Raw genomic sequence first — 19392 nt, 5'->3', positions numbered from 1 at the left:
AATCGCGACCGCGATATAAATTTAAATTTGCCGCACCGATAAAAAGCCGACAAAACCCGCCCAACCCAAAGCCCTTAACCTTCGCAAAGCTTGCCGCATGCGTCGGCGCGACATCTGCTGCAGTGAGTCATCTGCGCCATTGAGCCGCCGATGAGCTTTCGCATGCTGCGAATTTCTTCGTTTAAGGGTGACTTGATATTTGCAAAAGGGGTGCCATGCACCGGGATCATCGCCATGCAGTTCATAATATCGGCCTGCCACTCTTTGGCCTTTTTCGCGATACGTGGGACGTGATCCATATTGACGCCGGGGATTACGACCGTATTGATCTTAACGATCATACGGGCTTCTTTTAGCTTGCGGATCCCTTCCTCTTGGCGCTCCCCAAGAATTCTAGCGCCATCTTCGCCGCGATAAATTTTGTTTTTGTGGCGCACCCACGCATAAATTTTGCCGCCCACGTCAGGCGTTACGGCATTAACGGTCACCGTCACGTGGCTTACGCCGATTCGCACGATATCATCCACGTGCTCGGGCAGGGATAGGCCGTTTGTGGATAGGCAAAGTAGGGCGTGAGGGAAGCGGGCTTTGCATTTTTCAAAGGTCGCTAGGGTCTTGTCGGCATCGCACATAGGATCCCCAGGTCCTGCGATACCGATGACAGAGATATCTTGTCTAAATTTAAATAGATTTTCCACGTATAGCGCGGCCTCATCCGGGCTTTGCACCCTCCCCGTTACGCCGGGGCGATTTTCGTTGGCGCAGTCGTAGATGCGGTTGCAAAAATTGCATTGGATATTGCAATTCGGCGCTACGGGAAGGTGCACACGCCCGTAGGCGGCGGACGCTTTTTTATTAAAACAAGGGTGATTATTTAAAAATGCCCGAGTATAAAAATTCATCAATCTTTTTTCCTTCCGAATTTGATGGCGTCCGCGTGGCAAACGTCCATACAATCGCCGCAGTTCGTGCAGTTCATCTCGTCCGGTCTAGTGCCCATTTCGCATTTGCGCAAACAGGCGTTGCAGTTGTCGCAGGCATCCGTTTTATAAACGCGAAATATTGAAATTTTACGCAGCAGCTCCATTATCCCGCCGCTAGGACAGGCGAAGCGGCACCATAAATTTGCGATGATCAAGGATGCGGCGATGAGGGCCACGACGACGGCAGTGCGAACCGCCCAGTACCAGTCGGAAAATTTAAAAGACATGATAACGGCGTTTAGGTACTCGTCGCTGGTGCGGATAGGGATCATAACGCGAGGGTTGCCGTAGATAAAATATACGCCCGCGCTAAGCAAAACGGCTAGAACCATGCCTATTTGCGCATATCGTAGCTTCCTATTATTTTTTAGCTTAAGCTTAAAGGCGGCAAATTTGCCCAGCATTTGATTTACGAATCCGCCTGGGCAAAGCCAGCCGCAAAACGCGCGCCCGAGGAAAATAACCAGCACGGGTATAAACAGCCAAAAGCCGAAAAACACGGTCGCGATCCGCCCCCAGCACGTAACGATCGGACAGGATTGGCAGTTTACGAAAGGCACGATAAATGGGCATCTAAAAATCCCGTAATACGCCCATTGCCCGATCGCGCCGATAAAAATCAGCTGCACCAAGCGACGAATTTTAGTTAGCCTAGAGACTTTTTTCATCTTTGCCATATTTACGATACTAAACATCTTTTACACCAAACCTTTCTATGAGTTCAAGCCCGCGCGCCGAATGGATAGAGGTAAAGCCGTGTCGCTCGAAAATTTCCTGCCCGTCCGAGCAGACGAAGTCCGCAAAGTCATCGGCAAGCTTCTCGTCTTTTACGTATTTCATGATATTTAGCGTAAAGGTAAGCGGCCCCGGCGGGATGAGTTTCTCATCGATAGGCATGTATTCGATCCTGTCTTTAAACCTATCGTGCGTCGTTAGACGCTTTTCGATGATGGACGCATCGCCCTTGCCATCTACGAGATCGCACATCATGGTAATTACGCACGCTCCGTTGGCGACCATATTTTTCATGACCGGCTCAGTAAGGCCGGAATTTTTCAAAATTCCCTTTACCGGTCCGCTACCAGGAGGCGAAGCCCTTAGCGGCAGCATCACCCGCACGCCGGGTTCCGCTAGATCCTTCAGATCGCGAATGCCCGCGGGATTTCCCTTCGGCACTACTAAAACGTAGTCGGTAAAACACAGCGGTCTAAAGCGAAGGCTAAGGCCAGCCTTGCGTAGTTTTTGAGAGAGCTCCAAAACGCGGGCGCCGAAAACCTCCGTCTTGCCCTGCAAGGCCAGTAGCGACTTCCCGAGCGCACCCGCAAAGGCGCCGGTGTACTGGATGTTATGCCCCGTTTTGGACTCGTACGCCTGATTTATCTGCGCAAAAGCCTCAGATAAACCTCCGCACGACCAAACTTGCAGCGAATCGGGCTTAAACGGCGTGAAGCCAGCGAGTATCGATTCGGGTCCGGCGATGGCTGCCGCTGCCAAAGCTCCTTTTAAAAAGCCGCGACGAGATTCGTCTATCTCTTTAAATTTCATGCAATCTCTCCTTTCTTTGGTTTGTTTTTAAATTTAGAAAATTCTTCATTTTAAAATTTCGAGCTACCCGCTTAAAGCAGTTCTATAAACGCCTCTAGGAGCGTTCGGATTTGCCCTACGTCCTGTTTGGAGTAGTCGGTCTCCAAGCTCATATAGTTCGCTCCGGCTTCGTGGCTTGCCTCTTTGATCCTGTTCGTCTCTATTGCGTAGGTGTGGCAGCCCACGACGTCGACGACGCCGTGGGCTTGATACTCGTGGATAAATTCCTTTATAATATCGCCTCTGGCGTCGTTTTGATACATCACCGAACATGGAATTTTAAGGTAACGCTCGGCGATATTTGCGACCGGATCGCCTTCATGTCTTGCCCGCCCATGCCCTCTACGGGCAATTAGGCTCAAACAAAAAGTGAACCCCAAGCCCGTGGCATAAAATTTCGCTCATACTAAGCCGCACGTATTCCACGCTAACGCATCCGTAGCCAGTAGCCGTCACGAAGCCCTCAGTGTAGCCTTTTTGCTCCAAATTTTGCTTGATCTGCCGTGCGACTTTGACCGCGCTAAAGCCGCTCGGTAGCAAAAACAGCTCGCAAAATTTGCCGCACTCGTCCATAACGGCGACCTTTGATGACGCCCCGCCGGTGTCGATACCGATGAAATGCATACTCTAATCCGTAGTAAATTTTCCGACACGCGGAACTTCGTCAAATTTGAGCGCAAATTTGAGCTCAGGTTTGTGTAAATTTGCAGAAACTGTAATGAAGATAAATTTATGCAAATGTAAATCGCGACCGCGATCTGCTTTGGTTGAAATTATAGCCAAAATCAGACGTAAAAAGCGAGGGAAATTTGAAAAAATATTATTTAGCGCATTAAATTTGAGATTTTCTATGCGGGAATGAGGGTAAATTTGACGACGGAATTTTAACGTACGGCGTCAAATTTAAGGTAGGTTTTGAGCTGAGCGACAAGCAAATTTGATGGTCGTGAGAGGCGAGAGCAGACTATCAAATTTGGCTGGCGCAGTATGTAAGTTTAGCCCGATCAAAAACGGGCTAAAATGCTAAATCCTACTAACCAAAAAGAGCCAGCCTACCGATAAACCTCGCCGTCGATGATCGCCATAGTTTTGTTATCTTTACTGCGCGGCAGAGTGTAGAAAAAGCTGTGGCGAACGACCATGCCGTCGTCGTATTTTAGCGTTAGCTCGCCTTGATCGAGCGTGTATGAGCCCTCGTCGCTACGTGATTTCGAGCTGCCCCCGTCTATGCTGCCGCCTGGGGTACCCGAGGTTGCCATAGCATACGACGATCCGCCCGAGCTAAAGCGCCCTTTGCCGTCAAAGCAGTAGTATCCGCTCACGCCTACGCTTACGGTATCGCTGCCGCCCGACCAGCCGTACAGGGACGACGAGCTGTCCTTGCGAAACGAGAAGCACTCTTTTGGCATTTGGCTTGGGATTTGTGCCTGAAACATATAGTACCCCGTGCCGATTGAGTTCCACAAAAAGGTGCAGTCGTCGTTCTCGCAGTAGTAGCTCGTATCGTAGCCGTCGTTGCTGGTTATCGTTAGGATGCCATCTTTGACCTTATACGTGCCGTCGATGCGCGTGCGCCAGTCGGGCTTTTCTAGGCGGCTCGCGTAGGTGCCGTCGTCGCGTAGGTAAAAGGAATAATCCTCGCTCGTGTTTAAAAGCATGTTAAATTTCGTACCGCCAAATACCCCCGAGCCTTTTTTGCTCGCCCCGGCGCTACTGTGTTTGACGCTAGAGTCCTTTACGGGTTTTGCGGACTCGACCGAATTTGAGCTTGATTTGCTTACTTTTGCTTGCGCGCTATTTGCGCTTTTTTTAAAGACGAACAAGACCTCTTGCCCGTCCGCGACTTGTTTGTATTCGAGCATGCCGTCCTTTAGCCAAAACTCGCCCAGCCCTTTAGCGCTAAGCGCGTATTTGCCGCCGCCTAGACTTTCGTAGCCGCTTTTGCCCGCACTATTGTTGCACGAGCCGTCCGGATTTACGCCCACGATGCCTACCGTCGCTTCATTGCCTCCGATCTCAAAAAACGAGTCGCCGAAGCACTTTTGCCCCGCGACTTTAAAGCTCTGCCCCTGCGCCTTTAGCGAGACTAGCTCCCATCTGCCCTCAATCTCGCTTAAATTTGACCCGCCGAGGCCGGCTTGATTTAGAGCGCCGTTTACGATGCTGGCTAAATTTACCTCGTCTTTTTTAAAGGTAAATACGATCTCGCCGCTGTCCGTACCTTGTTTGTATTCGAGCGAGCCGTTATTTAGCCGTAGCTCGCCGCCGCCAAGCGAGTATCTACCACCGCCTAGGTTTTTTAGAGCGAAGTTTTGTTCGGCTTTTTCGCAGGATTTACCGTCCGCGCTACTTAGGCTTAGGCGCGCGCTATCGCCGCTAGCCTCGATAAAAGAGTCTTCGAGGCACTTTTGTCCGGCCGTTTTAAACGTCTGTCCCTGCGCCGTAACCGAGACGATACTCCACCTGCCGTCCAGCTCGCTGGCGCTTAAATTTAACCCGAGGCAAAGCACCGCGAGGATTGCAAAAAATTTAAATTTAGCCATGTTTTTCCTTTCGTAAATTTTTAAGCCGTCTGCGGCGGTTTTGCCTTCGGCTTTTTGTTCTCAAATTTGCCCTGGTTTTACGCCGATGGGTTGCTATTCGTCCAAAAAATGTATCACGCCGTCGACGACCGCTCCGCCTGCCTTGCCTTCGCTAGTAGGCGGGATATAAAAAAAGCTATGTCGCTGCGTCCGTCCGTCGTCGTATCTGAGCGTGAGCTCGCCCGCGTCTAGCGTATATGAGCCCGCGCTACTGCTAGATCTTGTTCCGCCGCCGCCCACATTGCTCATGGCGGCGGAGGAGTAGGACAAACTGCCGTCCTTGAAGCGGCCTTTGCCGTCGAAGTCATAGTACCCGCTCACGCCTCCGCCAACGACGTCCAAATCGCCCGAGGCGTTGTAAAGGGACATGGAGCCAACGGAGGTGAATGAGTAGCTGCCCTTTGGCACCTCATTTAAGATTTGAGCGTTAAAGAGATGGTATCCGCCGTCGCTCAACAAAAACGTGCAATCCGCATTCTCGCAGCTATATGTGCTTTGCTCGCCGTCGTTGGCGGTTCGTACGATTTTTTTGCCGTCTTTTTTATACGTGCCGTCGATGCGCGTGCGCCAGTCGGGCTTTCCTAAACGGCTCGCGTAAGTGCCGTCGTCGCGCAGATAAAAGGATATGTCGGTATTGGTGTTTATGAAGAACCACTTGCCTGCAAACACGCCCGTGCCTTTTTTGCTCGCTCCCGCGTCGCTGTGTTTTACGCTAGGGTCTTTTTGGGGTTCTAAATTTGAGCTTGATTTGGCTTGCGCCTGATTTGAGCTAGCCTGCGCCGCGCGGCTTTTTTTAAAGGTAAACACGATGCCGCCCGCGCTTTGTTCGTATTCGAGCAAGCCGTTTTTTAGCCTAAATTCGCCAGCGTCGTTATCTAGCGCGTACCTACCTGCGCCAAGGCTCTTATAGCCGCTTTCTCCTGCGCCGGTTTTGCACGTGCCGTCCGGATTTGCCGCTACGATACTGACTATGGCTTTGCCGCCTGCTATCTGGAAAAACGAATCTTCAAAGCACTTTTGGCCAGCCGTTTTAAACGTCTGCCCCTGTGCTGAGACCGAGTCGATCTCCCATCTGCCCTCTAGCTCGTCTGTGTTCAAATTTGAGCCGGTTGCCGTTGTCACGGCTTTGTTTGCGGCCGCGTCTTTTTTGAAAGAAAAGACGATAAAATTGCCGCCGTCTAAGGACTGCTTTACTTTTAGCGCGTCTTTATCTAGCCAAAACTCGCCGATAGGACCCAGCGCGTATTTGCCAGCACCCATGCTTTTAAAGGCGTAGCTTGCCGCGCCGCTTTTGCACGCGCCGTCCTCGCCTACGGAGCTAAGGCCTAGCTTTGCCTCGCGGCCGCTAACCTCGAAAAACGAATCTTCAAAGCACTTTTGCCCCGCCGTTTGCACCTCCTGCCCGTCTATGTTTGCCGAGACGATGCTCCATCTGCCTTCGATCTGGCTAGCGCTTAAATTTAACCCGAGGCAAAGCGCCGCGATGGTCGCGAAAAACTTGACTGTAAATTTGAGACCGTTCATATTTACCCTTTTTTTGAAATTTGCAAATCAAAATTGATAGCCGATTTTAACATCGGGAAATAAATTTAAAGACGACCTAAATCAAGAAAAATTATGAAAAAACTAAAACAAGCTAAGCTCTAACTTAAAAATGCATCTATAAATCACGCTACTTAGCTCACCGCCGCCAAGAAAATCCAAATGATCTTACCGTATTACTTTGTTCATGGCGTAAAAAGTAGGATTAGTAACACGCTCTTAAAAATGCTGTAAAATGTATATTTATAGTTTCTATTGCGCTCAAAGCGTATCCAAATTTAAACTATAGGCACGTAAAGTTGGTATTTGTTTGCGGTCAAATTTGAGCCCAGACAAAGCATCGCGAGTGCTGAGTAAATTTTACGACGGCTTCTAAATCGGTAGATAAATTTTAGAAATTAAGGAGTAAATTTAAAGAGAAATTTGAGCCCAAGCGGGCTCAAATTTTAGTGTAGGTCAGACCAAACTTTGCGTTTCCAAAGCCATCCAAATATACCGAAAATCAAGAAGTAGATCATCACATTTATGCCTAGGCTTTCGCGCTCGGCTTTTTTAGCGTCGCCGGCTTTTTGCATATAGGCTACGATCTGATCCTCGCTAGCCTTGCTTAGCCCCACGCGAGGCATCGAGGTGCCTGGTAGCATTTTTTGCGTATCGTTTATAAATTTATGCAGATAATCATCGCCTTTTGAGCGGATCATCATCGATAAATCAGGCGGGTTTGAGCCCATATATGCGGCTAAATTTACGCGGTTGGTTAGCGCGTATTTGTTTTCGTACTTCATGTCGTGGCATCTTTGGCATGCGTCGCGAAATACCTGTTCGTCGCTAACTTCTTTAGGCGCGATAGACTTTAGATACGCGACTATATCAGCGATCTCGGCATTTGGATCCTCTCCGCCGGCTCCGAAAAACGGAGGCATCGGATAAGGCTTTTCGTCGTTAAATTTATGCGTTAGTTTTAGCGCCTTGGTCGGATCTTTGATAAGGGCTGCCAAGAAATGCTCGTCGTATATCGCTCCCGCGCTGCTAAGATCAGGCGGCACTACGCCGTACGCTTCGCTAAGTTCAGCAGCGCTCATAGCTGTAGGCATACCCGCAGCCTCGACTCCGTGACAGCCGGCACAGCCCGCGTTTGCAAAGGTTTCTGCGCCTTTAGTCGCGTCGCCTTTGGCTAAATTTATAGCCTTTATGTCGTTCCAAAACGCAGTGTAGTCTTCGAGAGTTTTTTGTGCCTCTTCGAGATCTTTTTGTGCTCCGGCGACTTTTTTCTCGTCATTCAGAGTTTTTGTCGCATCAAGGGCTTTTTGTCTAGCTTCTACTACGGATTTGGCTTGATTTATATCCTCGGCGCCAAAGTCGTAATCGGCCGCGCCGACGTGCGGATGCATGACATTATGCGCGTAAGGCTCGATACCCCAGTATGTTACGCCGGTTAAAATAACTACGATTATGAAAATTTTTAACTCTCTCATTTTACCGCTCCTTTTTTCTCAAGAGTCGTTATGATAGGTAAAACGACAAAAAGCAGAACGAAAAACGTAATGGTCGAGTAAAATCCTATCCATGAGTTTGAAATACCAAGCGTCACGCCGTCGGCAGGTAGCTTACCGAAGATCGTAAGCACGATCATATCGACCACTAGCAACCAGAACCATACGAAAAAGCCTTTTCTCTCGTGAGCCGGAGCCACGACGTCGCTTCTGTCGTAAAGCGGCATGAAAAATAGAGCTACGCCTGCGATCGCAAACGCGATAAGGCCGATGTTGTAAGCTTTAAATCCGAAAATATCGAAGAAAAATCCACGTAAAATCTCGTACTGCCACAAGAAGTACCACTCGGGATAGATGTGCGGAGGCGTTTTTAGTGGGTTGCCCGGCTCGAAATTTATCGGATCCATCGCGAAGTTGAAATGGAAACAGACTAAATAGAAAAAGAAAATCATAAAAAAGCCGATGTACATAAAGTCTTTTGCCAAAAATCCCGGCCAAAACGGAATTACTTTCGCGTTTTTCGTATCGCCGCTTAGGTATTTTTCGGCTTCTACTTCAAAGTCTATCTCCTCGCCCGTTTCATTGTTTACGTGTGGGACGCGAAGGGTATAAAAGTGTATCGCGACGACTGCGATCAGCACGATCGGTAGCAAGCATACGTGAAGCATGAAAAATCTCGTCAAAGTCGGATCGCTAACGGCATAGTCGCCTCTGATCCACTCGACTACCGCGTCCCCGATAACCGGGATGCCGCCGAATAAATTCGTGATAACCATCGCCGCCCAGTAGCTCATCTGACCCCAAGGTAGCATATATCCGCTAAAAGCCTCGGCTGAAAACAGGATGAAGAGCAACATGCCGCTCACCCAAATCATCTCGCGACCTTTTTTATAAGAGCCGTAGTAGATCGCCGTAAAGGTGTGTATGTAGATGATTAAAAACACGACCGAAGCCGCAACCGCATGTATGTGACGCCATAGCCAGCCGTACTCGACCTCTTTCATTATGGTCAAATTTACGCTGTCAAAGGCTAAATTTATATCCGGTTTATAGTACATAACTAGCATAAATCCGGTAAAAATAAGCAACGCAAAAAGCGTCGTGAGTATAACGCCCATCGCCCAGAGGAAATTTATATTTTTCGGTATCCAGTATTCGCTGACGAGGACTTTCATTAGTTTGTTTAGGGCGATCCTTTGATCCAGCCAGTCTAAAACGCCCGTTGATTTTCTGATGTGCATTTTCCCCTCCTTACGCTTGAGCCGTTAGTTTTTCGTATTCGGGGCTGGTCTCGCCCAAAACGAGTTTCGTACCGTCTATCTTAAACGGCGGTATGTCTAGCGGTCGCGGAGGAGGGCCGAAGGTATTTACGCCGTCTGCGTCAAATTCGCCTCCGTGACAGGCGCAAACGAAAAGTTGCTTGCCTGGTTTCCACTCCGGGATACAGCCAAGATGCGTACAAAGCCCGATCGCGACCATATATCTAGCGCCCTCTACTACGATATCGCGCTTGTCGTTAGGTGCCATCGAAGCGTCCTTTTTTAGAACGAATATCGGCTTTTTACGCCACTCGATCTGGCGCATCTCGCCGTCTTTCATTGGGCTAAGATCTACGGTCGTAAATCCAGCCGCCTTTACGCTAGGAAGCGGGTCCCAGGTCTTTTTAACGGCTACGAGGGTCGCTGCGCCGCCGACTGCGGCTACCGCGCCAAACGCTAGACCGATAAAATCTCGTCTTTCTTGTTTTACGGACATTACTTTCCTTTCAACGGTTTTTGAAGAATAATCGAGATTATACTCTTATGAAAATTAAACTTTTATTTTTCTAGCAAATAGTTTAAATGTTTAAATTATTTTTAAATCATCATTTACTATTTCGTTTTTTAAGGCTTTCGGGAGTAAAATTTGAGTGTAAATTTGGCCTAGTCAGTTAAATTTGACGGCCTATAAGCAGATGTAAATTTAAATTATATTTTAGTTTGCGCGTTTTACCCGCACCGCAAAATTTGACGCCGAGCGACTTTAAATTTACGCCGTCAAATTTGCCGTTTTTAGCGGGCAATGCTTGGTTAAATTTGATTAAAAGGAGAATATATGCGTATCGCTTCGATCGATCACATCGTTTTAACCGTCGCTGATTTGCAACGGACGCTTGATTTTTACGTGCGCGTGCTGGGTATGCGCGAGGTTGATTTCGCAAACGGACGCAAGGCTCTGGCCTTTGGCTCGCAAAAGATAAATTTGCACGTAAAAGGCGAGGAGATTTTGCCAAATGCCATGAATGCAAACGTGGGAACGGCAGATATTTGCTTGCTTGCCGATACGCCGCTTGAGCTAGTTTTAGAGGAGCTAGAGGTTGCCGGTATCACCGTAGAGCAGGGCATCGTGCCGCGAACCGGCGCACTTGGAGCGATAAGCTCAATCTACGTGCGCGACCCGGACGGAAATTTGATAGAGATTAGCAGATACGTTTAAATTTGACGGGTTCGTAAAATTAAAACGCAAAAAAGGCGGAGCGTTAAATTTGACCTCAAATTTAACGCCCGTCCTTTTAAATAGCCTTATTTTCGCTTACTGCGACTCCCTCGCATTCATCTTTATATAGATGTGCAAGATATCTATCGCAGCAGGCGTCACGCCGCTGATCTCGCTAGCCGCAAAGAGCGTCGGCGGGGCAAATCTCTCGAGCTTTTCGACCACCTCGTTGCTAAGCCCGCTGATACCACGGAAGCTAAAGCCTTCTGGGATTTTCACGCTCATCATATCTTTCATGCGGTCGATCTGCTTTTTTTGTTCGGCGATGTAGTGTTGGTATTTGGCTTCGGTTAAAATTTGCTCCAAGCTAGCTTCGTCGAGCGCCTCGAAAAACGGATCTAGCTTGCGCAGTTTTTCGCCCGTAAAGCTCTTTCTAGCGACGATTTTTTGCAGGGTCAAATTTTGGCTGATTATCTCCTCATCTAAGCTAGCTAAAAGCTCTAAATTTCGCTTTGTCGGCGTGATCTCGGTGCCGTTTAGCAGCTCTAGCCCGCGAGTCAAATTTGACCTTATGGCTTCTATTTTCTCAAACGTCGCTTCGTCTAGCAGTCCAAGCTCGCGGCCGTATCCTCCCAGGCGCAGCACGGCGTTATCCTCGCGCAGCAGCAGTCTATACTCGGCGCGGGAGGTAAACATGCGGTAGGGCTCCTTCGTACCTTTGGTCACTAGATCGTCGATGAGAACGCCGATGTAGGCCTCGTCGCGGCGCAGGACGAACGGCTCTTTGCCATCAAGCGCAAGCGCTGCGTTTATGCCCGCCATCAGCCCCTGAGCGCCAGCTTCCTCGTAGCCCGTGGTGCCGTTGATCTGGCCTGCGAGATAGAGTCCGCGCGCCTTTTTGGTCTCTAGCGTGTGTTTTAGCTCGGTCGGCTGGACGTAGTCGTACTCGATTGCGTAGCCGTGGCGCACGATACGAGCGTTTTCAAAGCCCTTGACCGAGCGTAGCATCGCGACCTGCACTTCATACGGCAAGCTCGTAGAAAAGCCGTTGATATAGTACTCCGTGGCCTCTAGCGTCTGCGGCTCGACGAAAAGATGATGCCTGTCGCGGTCGCCGAATCTATTTATCTTATCCTCGATACTCGGGCAGTAGCGCGGACCCACGCCCTCTATCTGGCCCGTAAATAGCGGCGCTTTGTCGAAATTTGAACGGATGATGTCGTGCGTGGTAACGTTGGTGTAGGCGATGTAGCAGGGCAGCTGCGTAGGCGCAAAGTCTCGCGTGCGGAAGCTAAACGGGCTTGGATCCTCGTCGCCGCCTTGGATCTCAAGCACGCTAAAGTCGATGCTTTTAGCATCCACTCGCGGGCAGGTGCCGGTCTTTAGCCGTCCGACTTCTAGGCCTAGTTCGCGCAGGCTATCGCTTAGATTTTTGGCGCTTAGCTCGCCCACGCGGCCGGCTTCTAGTTTGTTAAATCCGACGTGTATCAGCCCGTTTAAAAACGTGCCCGTCGTGATGATGAGCTTGCTGGTTTTATACTCGTTTCCTAGGTGGGTTTTAACGCCCGTGATTTCGCCGTTTTGGCTTAAAATTTGCGTCGCGATCTCTTGGCTGATTTCGAGATTTGGCGTATTTAGCAGTAAATTTCGCATATAGACGCGGTAGCGGTCCATGTCGATCTGAGCGCGGCTGCCTCGCACGGCCGGGCCCTTGCTCTCGTTTAGCACGCGAAACTGTATGCCCACGGCATCGGTCGTTAGCCCCATTTGCCCGCCTAGAGCGTCGATCTCTTTTACGAGGTGGCCTTTTGCCAGGCCTCCTATTGCGGGGTTGCAGCTGGCTGCACCGATTTGCTCGGCTAGGATGGTGATTAGTAGCGTTTTTTTGCCCATTCTTGCGGCGGCGAGGCTGGCTTCGATACCTGCGTGACCGCCTCCGACGACGATAATATCATAATTCATATTCAAATTTTCCTTGTCCTTAAAATTCGCGATTTTATCAAAAAACAGATAAAATATACAAAAATTTAAGGAAAGACGGCTGAGAAATTTACCTTAAATTTGACTCTCTATGAGCCGGTGTGCGCAGTTTGGCGATTTGGTTTAAATTTATTTATAGCAATCTTTACAGAGTATTTTTTGAGAGATCGGGCGGAAATTTAACCCCGCGTTAAAGTCAAATTTCCTTTGCGATTTTGTTCATTTTAGCAAAGATTTGCGCTCGTTCAGCGTCTTTTAGATTACCCATCTCTAGCTTCGTCATCATCTGCATAAAATCAAATTTCTTAAACATTTTCGCGACTTCTTTGGCTTCGCGTTCTAGTTTGGCATAGATTTGCGCTTCGTTTTCGTCGCGGGCTAAATTTCGTAAAAACGAGCTCGCCTCGCCGCCGCGAAATTTATCCGCATCAAATTTATCCGCCGCACTGCTTGAACTTGCTTTTTCGTTAAATTTATCTACCATATTTGCAAAATCCGTCAAATTTGCCGCCGCAAGCGTGGAGGCGTCTAAAAATTTATCGCCTTTTTGACCTTGAGCTACGCGGTTTGCCAAGGTCTTTAAAATCTCGTTTGAAGCGCCGTTTTTGATCTGCATTTTTATCCTTTTTATATTACTAACGGTGAGTTCTAGCAAAAAGCATTCCGTCAAATTTTAAAGGCTACGGTTAAATTTTGGCTTAAGCTTTTTGAAGTTTTATAGGACTAAAATACTCTTTTTAGTGCATTTGATAGCCTATGCGTAATATTTTTATATTCGCATAAGTTTAAAAGAGTGCCTATTTTACAGTAAATTTAAAAATAAACTTAAAAATAAATAATTCATAAAAATTAATCTAAAAAATACAAAATTCGTTAGGCAAATGACGGAAATAAATTTCTAAAAGTAATACAATTAGCTCAAGATTTAAGAGAAATCAAGAATCGTAAAACAAGTAGAAAGGAGAATTTATGAAACAACATAAATTTGTGATCGCCGATTACAAACGTTGTATCGGTTGCGCTACTTGCATGGCGGCCTGTTTTCGTAGCGCTTACGAGCGCGGTAAGCTTTCAAAAGCTAGACTAACAGTGCTCCGTCAAGCAAAAGGCGTCATGCCGACGCAGTGTCGCCAGTGCGATGACGGTCCTTGCGCGAACGTATGTCCTACCGGGGCACTCAGGTTTGACGATAACTGCATCGAGCTTCACGAAGAGATTTGTATAGGCTGCAAACTCTGCACGATCGCTTGCCCTTACGGCGCGATAAGCTCGAGCGCGGAGCTCATGCCGTCCGTTAACTACGCGGTAGAGCCGAAGTACTACCTCGAGATCGAGAGCCAGGCGGGCGCGAAAAATACCGCTATCAAATGCGATATGTGTTTCGGTCGCGAAAACGGCCCTGCATGCGTCGAGGTTTGTCCGACCAGCGCGATAATCATGGTCGATCCTTTGCACAGCCAGCACAAGCTTGGCAACAGGATCGAGCAGGAGGCGGCGCAGGATTTCGTAAATAAAATTTTACGCGGAAGCGGAAATTTAAAAGAGCCTCACGTTTTAGCCGATATCGGCGCTCAGGACGTGGACGGCGAGGCTGACGTTATCGTTATCAACGAGCTTGACAAAACTCCTAGCGAGCAAGCAAGAGAGCAAGCGGCGTCAAATTCGCGCGCTATGAACGACGAAAATAGCGGCGCACAAGGGGGTGCGAGATGGTAGGCGTGTATCTACTTTTCTTAGTTAGCGCCGCCGTTAGCATCCTGCTCTACGGCGCTCAAAAATCAGCCGTCAAAATCGGCTTTGGATTAAGCGCGATCAGCTGTTTTTACGCGCTTTACTACTTTGTGGCCAATATGGGCGTGACCCAAGGCTTCGCTCTAGGCGGAGACTTTTTATACGCGCCTAAATTTGAGCTAACTCCGCTTGGAAATTTCTTTAGCTTCGTAGTCGTCTTTATCGGCTTTGCCAGCAGCGTCTACGGTATGAGCTACGCGGAGGAATACATCAAAAAAGCAAACGTCGGCGTTTTCGCCTGTTTGTTTAACCTTTTCATCCTTTCGATGCTTCTAGTCATCAGCGCAAATAACGTATTTTGCTTCGTCGTTTTGTGGGAGCTTATGACGCTTATTTCGTCTTTCCTCATCCTTATAAACGACGGCAAAGGCACGCTAAAAGCGGTGATGGTATATCTAGGTATCGCTCAGGTTGGTGCGTTTTGTATCACGTGCGGACTGCTAATAATGGCTCACTACGCCGGCAGCGCCGAGTTTAGCAAATTTGCCCACCTAAATATGCCTGCTGCGGTTAGCGTCGTGGTGTTTATATTATTCCTAGTAGGATTTGGTAGTAAAGCCGGTATGTGGCCTTTCCACGTATGGCTACCGATGGCTCACCCTGCGGCTCCTTCAAATGTTTCCGCGCTAATGAGCGGCGTTATGATAAAGGTTGCGCTATTTACACTAGTTAAATTTACGCTTTTCTTGCCGCTAAGCATATATTTTGGTCTAGCGGTTTTGATCCTGGGTGCTGCTAGCTCACTGTTTGGTGTTCTTTACGCTCTTTGTCAGCACGACTACAAAGCGCTTCTTGCCTATCACTCAGTTGAAAATATCGGCATCATCTTGCTTGGTCTTGGTACCGGTCTATACGGCCTAGCTGCGGGGAATAACACTCTTGCTGCGATCGGATTTTTAGCAGGATGCTACCACGTAGTTAACCACGCGATATTTAAAGGCTTATTGTTCCTTTGCGCGGGTTCGGTCTTACACGCTACGCACACTCGCGATATGGACGTACTAGGCGGCCTAGCTAAAAAGATGCCTTGGACGTCTGTTGGTATGTTTATCGGTATCATGGGTATCGCAGCGCTTCCTCCTGTTAACGGCTTCGTATCAGAGTGGTTTACCTATCAAGGTATGCTTCAAGGCGCGCTAGAGCAGGGCATCTTTACTAGATACGCATTTACGCTTTCAGTCGTCGCGCTAGCGCTTACGGGCGTGTTAGTCGGCATGCACCTTAAGCTTTACGCAGTAATCTTTGCGGGAACTCCAAGAGATAAGAAAATTTGGGAAAACGCAAAAGAAAGCCCGATATTTATGGTGCTTGGCATGATCGTGCTAATGATCGGCTGTATAGGCTTTGGCGTCGGAGCGAACGTTGTCGTCGGCTACATCCAAACGGCCGTAAATTCCATAGGCGGCGCAGGCGGTTACGTAGCTAGCCAGGGCATAAATTTGACATCAAATTTAGGCAGTATCGTCTCAACTCCGCTTATAGCCATCATCTTATGTTCTACTATGGTTTTACCTTTTGCGATTTTAGCATTTATGAAAGCAAACCGCGAGAAACCTCGCGAGACCGATCCTTGGGCTTGCGGATTTAAATACAGCTCTCGCATGCAAATGACGGGCGGTCCTTTTACGGGCGATCTAAGACGCATAATGAACTGGCTGTTTAAAGGCGAGAGAAAAGTCGTGACTAAAGGCTATTTTAACCCGGTCGAGTATCACAACCATCCAAAAGATATCTGGTGGGGGCTATTTTACGAGCCGGTGATTAAATTTACCGAAAAGGTCGCCGATAAAATAGGCATAATGCAAAGCGGCTACACCAACGTTTACGCGCTATATATCCTCGTATATCTTTGCGCGATACTAGCGGTTAGCTACTTTTTGATATAGGGGGCGTGAGATGGAAATTTTACAGACTATACTTTTGATGATATTTCAAGTAGTCGTCATCGTCTTGGTTGCGCCCTTGTTTGACGGTATGGCTAGGAAACTAAGAGCCAAACTGCAATCAAAACAAGGTAGCGATTTCTTCCAGACGTATCGCGACATCATAAAGCTATTTAGACGCGGTAGAACCGTGCCTGCTTGCTCTCACTGGGTATTTAGGCAGGCTCCGTTTTTCTTGTTTGCTACTTCGGCGGCGATACTGGCGGCTATTCCTATTACTTATAGTAAAAGCACGATTTTCGGAGCATATTCGGATATCTTCGTTATCTTATATCTCGGCGCGCTTTTGAGATTCGTATTCGGCGCAGCCTCTTTAGATAGCGGTAACCCGTTTGCGGCTACCGGCGGCGGCAGAGAGCAAACCATAGCAGTTTACGTCGAGCCCGTCATGATAATGTGCCTAATCGTAGTTATGCTAGCGGCCGGAACGTCAAATTTGGTTGAAATTCAATCAATGGTAAAAAGCGGCCAAATCGGATATCAGATCCCAAGCTTTGCGGTTGCTTCGATCGCATTTTTGTGGTGCATATACGTTGAGACGGGCAGAAAGCCTTTTGACCTAGCAGAGGCGGAGCAAGAGTTGCAAGAAGGCCTACTAGGCGAATACGCAGGTAGCGATCTTGGCTTAGTTCAAGCGGCGCTTATCTTAAAACAATTTGCAATGATAGGACTTTTCCTCGCGATTTTTGAGCCGTGGAATTTTAGCAATCCTTTCCTAGCCGTTATAATTTTCGTTTTAAAGGCGGGAGTGTTTTACGTAGCGGCCGTGTTTATAGACAACTTTGGACCGAGGTTTAGGATGACTTCGTCTTTGCGTAAAAACGCGGTAGCCGCTCTAGCCATATCTTTCGTGGCTTTGACGCTTTACGTCGTGGGGGTGTGAGATGAATGCAGATATGACTATGTTAGACGCATTAGCTATCGGCATGATAGTAACGTCTTTGGCGGTATTTGGGTTACGTAACCTAAAGCTATCCGTCATCGTTTACGCGATCGAGACATTACTTTTAGTCGGTATATTTGCTATGTTGGCGTCTAAATTTAACGCGCATCAGCTATCCATGTGGGCGGTTGTGGCGTTTTTTACGAAGGTTTTATTCGTGCCGGCGATTTTGCTTTGGTTGATTAAAAAGCTTAACGTCGTTAGCGAGGATGAGCCGGTGGGCGGCTTTTTCGTGAGCCCGGTTATAGCGATGGGATTTTCTCTAGCTTTAGCGATGAGTATCAACCCGATATTCCTTAAATTTTCGCTAATCCAAGAGAAAATAATGCTACTAGCTGCAGTTTGCGTGTTTATGATGGGAGTTTTCGGCTTTATGCTTAGAAACTCTTTTATCAAGCAAATTTTAGCCTACTGCCTTTTTGAAAACGGCATACATCTAAGCCTAGCGCTCATGGCTTACAACTCAAACGAGCTTGTCGAGCTTGGCATCTTAACGGACGCGATTTTCGCCGTTATCATCATGAGCGTTCTAGCTATCAGATTTTATAAAGCATACGGCAGCCTTGACACGTCTAAGGCTACGAATTTAAGGGGATAGAGATGGATAGTTTAACTTTGATATTAATTTTACCGCTTCTTGGAGCGATATTGCTATTTTTCTCTCCGAAAAATTACGCGACTTTGAGTTTGCTTCACGTTGCGGTTAGCGCGGTTACGTCTTTGGCGTTGCTATTTAACGTAAGCAAGGTTTTAACCGGCGGTACGTTTTACGCGCACGATAAATTCTTGTTTCTAGACAGCCTTGGCTGCGTATTTTTGATACTTATAGCGGTTACCGGCCTACTCGTAAATTTATACGCGACCCACTATATGAGATGGGAGCTTGAAGAGGGACATATAAATTTAAGCGCGCTTAAGAAATACTACGCGCTTAGCCACGTGTTTATATTTACGATGAGCTTAAGCGTCATCTGTAACAACGTCGCGTTTATGTGGGCTGCGATTGAGGCTACTACGCTTTCATCAGTGTTTCTAGTAGCGATCCTAAAAGATCAAAAATCAACCGAGAGCGGCTATAAATACATAGTCCTTTGCTCTATCGGCCTAGCGTTTGCGCTTTATGCGACCGTGCTTCTTTACTCTGCGACCTTTGCAGAGATAAAAGACGGCGAGGCTGCGATGCTATGGACCGGCATAATGGCAAACGCTAAAAATTTAAACCCCGACGTTGCAAAGCTAATCTTTGTCTTTGCGCTTACCGGATTTGGCACCAAAGCCGGTCTTGCTCCTACGCATACATGGCTTCCGGACGTTCACGCCCAAGGTCCTGCGCCGATTTCGGCTCTACTTTCAGGCGTTTTGCTAAAGTGCGCGATGCTAGCTTTGTTTAGATATTACGCTATCGCGGCTCAAGCTACTGGCATGGAGTTCGTTCAAAGCGTGATGATAATTTCAGGCCTTATTACGTTGTTCGTCGGCGGTATATTCCTGATTAGACAACACGACGTAAAAAGAATGTTTGCCTACCACTCTATCGTGCATATGGGCGTTATCGCCTTTGCTCTTGGCGTGGGCGGACCTTTCGGGCTATTTGCGGCGATTTTTCACTGCCTAGCTCACAGCTTTACAAAAGCTCTTGCGTTTTGCTCAACGGGCAATATCGCTAGAATTTACGGTCACAAAGATATGACTAAAATGGGCGGTATGGTAAAGATTGCACCGATAACCACTATGATGTTCGGCGCTGCGGTTTGTTCGCTAGTAGGCGTCCCTGCGTTTGCGATATTCGTCAGCGAATATAACGTATTCGTCGGCGCTATAAACAGCGGTCAATATTTTAGCGTTGCGCTATTTGCGATAGCTCTTGCGATCATCTTTATCGCGGACTTCTCGCACTTTAACATGGCGAGTTTTGGCGAGCCTAAAGCTGCGGTCGTTCACAATAAAGAGATGAGCATAGTAGAAAATTTACCGCTTATCCTGCTTTGCGCGCTAATCATAATATTTGGCGTTTGGCACGTAGAAAACTTTTACGCTCTAGTCAATGAGGGCGTCAAAATAATGATGGGAGTTTGA

At 48.0% G+C, this 19392-nt stretch carries 18 protein-coding genes; 6 read left to right on the top strand and 12 right to left on the bottom strand.

What is annotated here, in order from left to right:
- Positions 1–74 precede the first annotated feature (74 nt).
- The 10 genes from CSHOW_RS08225 to CSHOW_RS08180 form a co-directional block, all read right to left on the bottom strand.
- The gene (locus CSHOW_RS08225) at positions 75–902 is read right to left on the bottom strand and encodes a radical SAM protein (protein ID WP_002948718.1); all 828 of its coding nucleotides are present in this window, start codon (positions 900–902) and stop codon (positions 75–77) included.
- Positions 902–1678 (bottom strand): 4Fe-4S binding protein, encoded by a 777-nt coding sequence (locus tag CSHOW_RS08220; protein WP_002948717.1) that lies wholly within the window; start codon positions 1676–1678, stop codon positions 902–904. Before CSHOW_RS08220 ends, CSHOW_RS08225 begins: the two co-directional genes overlap by 1 nt.
- Positions 1671–2528 carry a substrate-binding domain-containing protein gene (locus CSHOW_RS08215; RefSeq protein WP_002948716.1) on the bottom strand — a complete coding sequence of 286 codons (858 nt, stop codon included), beginning with the start codon at positions 2526–2528 and terminating at the stop codon, positions 1671–1673. The genes CSHOW_RS08220 and CSHOW_RS08215 overlap by 8 nt, the downstream gene beginning before the upstream one ends.
- Positions 2529–2599: 71 nt before the next feature.
- On the bottom strand, positions 2600–2929 hold the full coding sequence (locus CSHOW_RS08210; RefSeq protein WP_232502005.1) for a 2-hydroxyacyl-CoA dehydratase family protein: 330 nt from the start codon (positions 2927–2929) through the stop codon (positions 2600–2602).
- Positions 2910–3191 (bottom strand): BadF/BadG/BcrA/BcrD ATPase family protein, encoded by a 282-nt coding sequence (locus CSHOW_RS08205; RefSeq protein ID WP_002948712.1) that lies wholly within the window; start codon positions 3189–3191, stop codon positions 2910–2912. The genes CSHOW_RS08210 and CSHOW_RS08205 overlap by 20 nt, the downstream gene beginning before the upstream one ends.
- Positions 3192–3619: 428 nt before the next feature.
- Positions 3620–5110: a hypothetical protein gene (locus CSHOW_RS08200; protein WP_002948708.1), complete on the bottom strand. Its 1491-nt coding sequence runs from the start codon at positions 5108–5110 to the stop codon at positions 3620–3622.
- Positions 5111–5203: 93 nt separating this feature from the next.
- Complete coding sequence (locus tag CSHOW_RS08195) at positions 5204–6673, bottom strand: hypothetical protein (RefSeq protein WP_002948707.1); 1470 nt, start codon at positions 6671–6673, stop codon at positions 5204–5206.
- Positions 6674–7137: 464 nt separating this feature from the next.
- Complete coding sequence (locus CSHOW_RS08190; protein ID WP_002948705.1) at positions 7138–8166, bottom strand: c-type cytochrome; 1029 nt, start codon at positions 8164–8166, stop codon at positions 7138–7140.
- Positions 8163–9425 (bottom strand): cytochrome b, encoded by a 1263-nt coding sequence (locus tag CSHOW_RS08185; RefSeq protein WP_002948703.1) that lies wholly within the window; start codon positions 9423–9425, stop codon positions 8163–8165. The genes CSHOW_RS08190 and CSHOW_RS08185 overlap by 4 nt, the downstream gene beginning before the upstream one ends.
- A gap of 10 nt (positions 9426–9435) precedes the next feature.
- The gene (locus CSHOW_RS08180; RefSeq protein WP_002948700.1) at positions 9436–9939 is read right to left on the bottom strand and encodes a Rieske 2Fe-2S domain-containing protein; all 504 of its coding nucleotides are present in this window, start codon (positions 9937–9939) and stop codon (positions 9436–9438) included.
- A gap of 339 nt (positions 9940–10278) precedes the next feature.
- Between CSHOW_RS08180 and CSHOW_RS08175 the strand changes: the two genes are divergently transcribed.
- Positions 10279–10659 carry a VOC family protein gene (locus CSHOW_RS08175; protein ID WP_002948695.1) on the top strand — a complete coding sequence of 127 codons (381 nt, stop codon included), beginning with the start codon at positions 10279–10281 and terminating at the stop codon, positions 10657–10659.
- Positions 10660–10755: 96 nt separating this feature from the next.
- Here CSHOW_RS08175 and mnmG read toward each other — a convergent pair whose 3' ends face one another.
- Both mnmG and CSHOW_RS08165 read right to left on the bottom strand, forming a co-directional pair.
- The gene (gene mnmG, locus CSHOW_RS08170; protein ID WP_002948692.1) at positions 10756–12621 is read right to left on the bottom strand and encodes a tRNA uridine-5-carboxymethylaminomethyl(34) synthesis enzyme MnmG; all 1866 of its coding nucleotides are present in this window, start codon (positions 12619–12621) and stop codon (positions 10756–10758) included.
- A gap of 214 nt (positions 12622–12835) precedes the next feature.
- The gene (locus tag CSHOW_RS08165) at positions 12836–13255 is read right to left on the bottom strand and encodes a hypothetical protein (protein WP_232502004.1); all 420 of its coding nucleotides are present in this window, start codon (positions 13253–13255) and stop codon (positions 12836–12838) included.
- A 353-nt stretch (positions 13256–13608) separates the two neighbouring features.
- Here CSHOW_RS08165 and CSHOW_RS08160 point away from each other — a divergent pair, with 353 nt between their 5' ends.
- From CSHOW_RS08160 to CSHOW_RS08140, 5 genes are read left to right on the top strand one after another with little or no spacing between them, the layout of a single operon-like run.
- Entirely contained in the window at positions 13609–14355 is a 747-nt protein-coding gene (locus tag CSHOW_RS08160; protein WP_002948688.1) for a 4Fe-4S dicluster domain-containing protein, read from the top strand.
- Positions 14349–16316, top strand: coding sequence for a proton-conducting transporter transmembrane domain-containing protein (locus tag CSHOW_RS08155; RefSeq protein WP_002948686.1), 1968 nt, complete (start codon positions 14349–14351; stop codon positions 16314–16316). Before CSHOW_RS08160 ends, CSHOW_RS08155 begins: the two co-directional genes overlap by 7 nt.
- A gap of 10 nt (positions 16317–16326) precedes the next feature.
- Positions 16327–17256, top strand: coding sequence for a respiratory chain complex I subunit 1 family protein (locus CSHOW_RS08150; protein WP_002948685.1), 930 nt, complete (start codon positions 16327–16329; stop codon positions 17254–17256).
- 13 nt (positions 17257–17269) lie between these two features.
- Positions 17270–17914: a hydrogenase 4 membrane subunit gene (hyfE, locus tag CSHOW_RS08145; protein ID WP_039895285.1), complete on the top strand. Its 645-nt coding sequence runs from the start codon at positions 17270–17272 to the stop codon at positions 17912–17914.
- Between the two features lie 2 nt (positions 17915–17916).
- The gene (locus tag CSHOW_RS08140) at positions 17917–19392 is read left to right on the top strand and encodes a hydrogenase 4 subunit F (protein ID WP_002948676.1); all 1476 of its coding nucleotides are present in this window, start codon (positions 17917–17919) and stop codon (positions 19390–19392) included.

Origin of the sequence: Campylobacter showae (assembly GCF_004803815.1) — a bacterium.
GTDB classification, from domain to species: Bacteria; Campylobacterota; Campylobacteria; order Campylobacterales; family Campylobacteraceae; genus Campylobacter_A; species Campylobacter_A showae.
This window is presented reverse-complemented; position numbering and strand designations above follow the sequence as displayed.

Bases quoted from the DNA above. Each gene is read 5' to 3' on its own strand.
- CSHOW_RS08225 (WP_002948718.1), bottom strand. From the start codon at position 902: ATGAATTTTTATACTCGGGCATTTTTAAATAATCACCCTTGTTTTAAT.
- CSHOW_RS08220 (WP_002948717.1), bottom strand. From the start codon at position 1,678: ATGTTTAGTATCGTAAATATGGCAAAGATGAAAAAAGTCTCTAGGCTA.
- CSHOW_RS08215 (WP_002948716.1), bottom strand. From the start codon at position 2,528: ATGAAATTTAAAGAGATAGACGAATCTCGTCGCGGCTTTTTAAAAGGA.
- CSHOW_RS08205 (WP_002948712.1), bottom strand. From the start codon at position 3,191: ATGCATTTCATCGGTATCGACACCGGCGGGGCGTCATCAAAGGTCGCC.
- CSHOW_RS08200 (WP_002948708.1), bottom strand. From the start codon at position 5,110: ATGGCTAAATTTAAATTTTTTGCAATCCTCGCGGTGCTTTGCCTCGGG.
- CSHOW_RS08195 (WP_002948707.1), bottom strand. From the start codon at position 6,673: ATGAACGGTCTCAAATTTACAGTCAAGTTTTTCGCGACCATCGCGGCG.
- CSHOW_RS08190 (WP_002948705.1), bottom strand. From the start codon at position 8,166: ATGAGAGAGTTAAAAATTTTCATAATCGTAGTTATTTTAACCGGCGTA.
- CSHOW_RS08185 (WP_002948703.1), bottom strand. From the start codon at position 9,425: ATGCACATCAGAAAATCAACGGGCGTTTTAGACTGGCTGGATCAAAGG.
- CSHOW_RS08180 (WP_002948700.1), bottom strand. From the start codon at position 9,939: ATGTCCGTAAAACAAGAAAGACGAGATTTTATCGGTCTAGCGTTTGGC.
- CSHOW_RS08175 (WP_002948695.1), top strand. From the start codon at position 10,279: ATGCGTATCGCTTCGATCGATCACATCGTTTTAACCGTCGCTGATTTG.
- mnmG (WP_002948692.1), bottom strand. From the start codon at position 12,621: ATGAATTATGATATTATCGTCGTCGGAGGCGGTCACGCAGGTATCGAA.
- CSHOW_RS08165 (WP_232502004.1), bottom strand. From the start codon at position 13,255: ATGCAGATCAAAAACGGCGCTTCAAACGAGATTTTAAAGACCTTGGCA.
- CSHOW_RS08160 (WP_002948688.1), top strand. From the start codon at position 13,609: ATGAAACAACATAAATTTGTGATCGCCGATTACAAACGTTGTATCGGT.
- CSHOW_RS08155 (WP_002948686.1), top strand. From the start codon at position 14,349: ATGGTAGGCGTGTATCTACTTTTCTTAGTTAGCGCCGCCGTTAGCATC.
- CSHOW_RS08150 (WP_002948685.1), top strand. From the start codon at position 16,327: ATGGAAATTTTACAGACTATACTTTTGATGATATTTCAAGTAGTCGTC.
- hyfE (WP_039895285.1), top strand. From the start codon at position 17,270: ATGACTATGTTAGACGCATTAGCTATCGGCATGATAGTAACGTCTTTG.
- CSHOW_RS08140 (WP_002948676.1), top strand. From the start codon at position 17,917: ATGGATAGTTTAACTTTGATATTAATTTTACCGCTTCTTGGAGCGATA.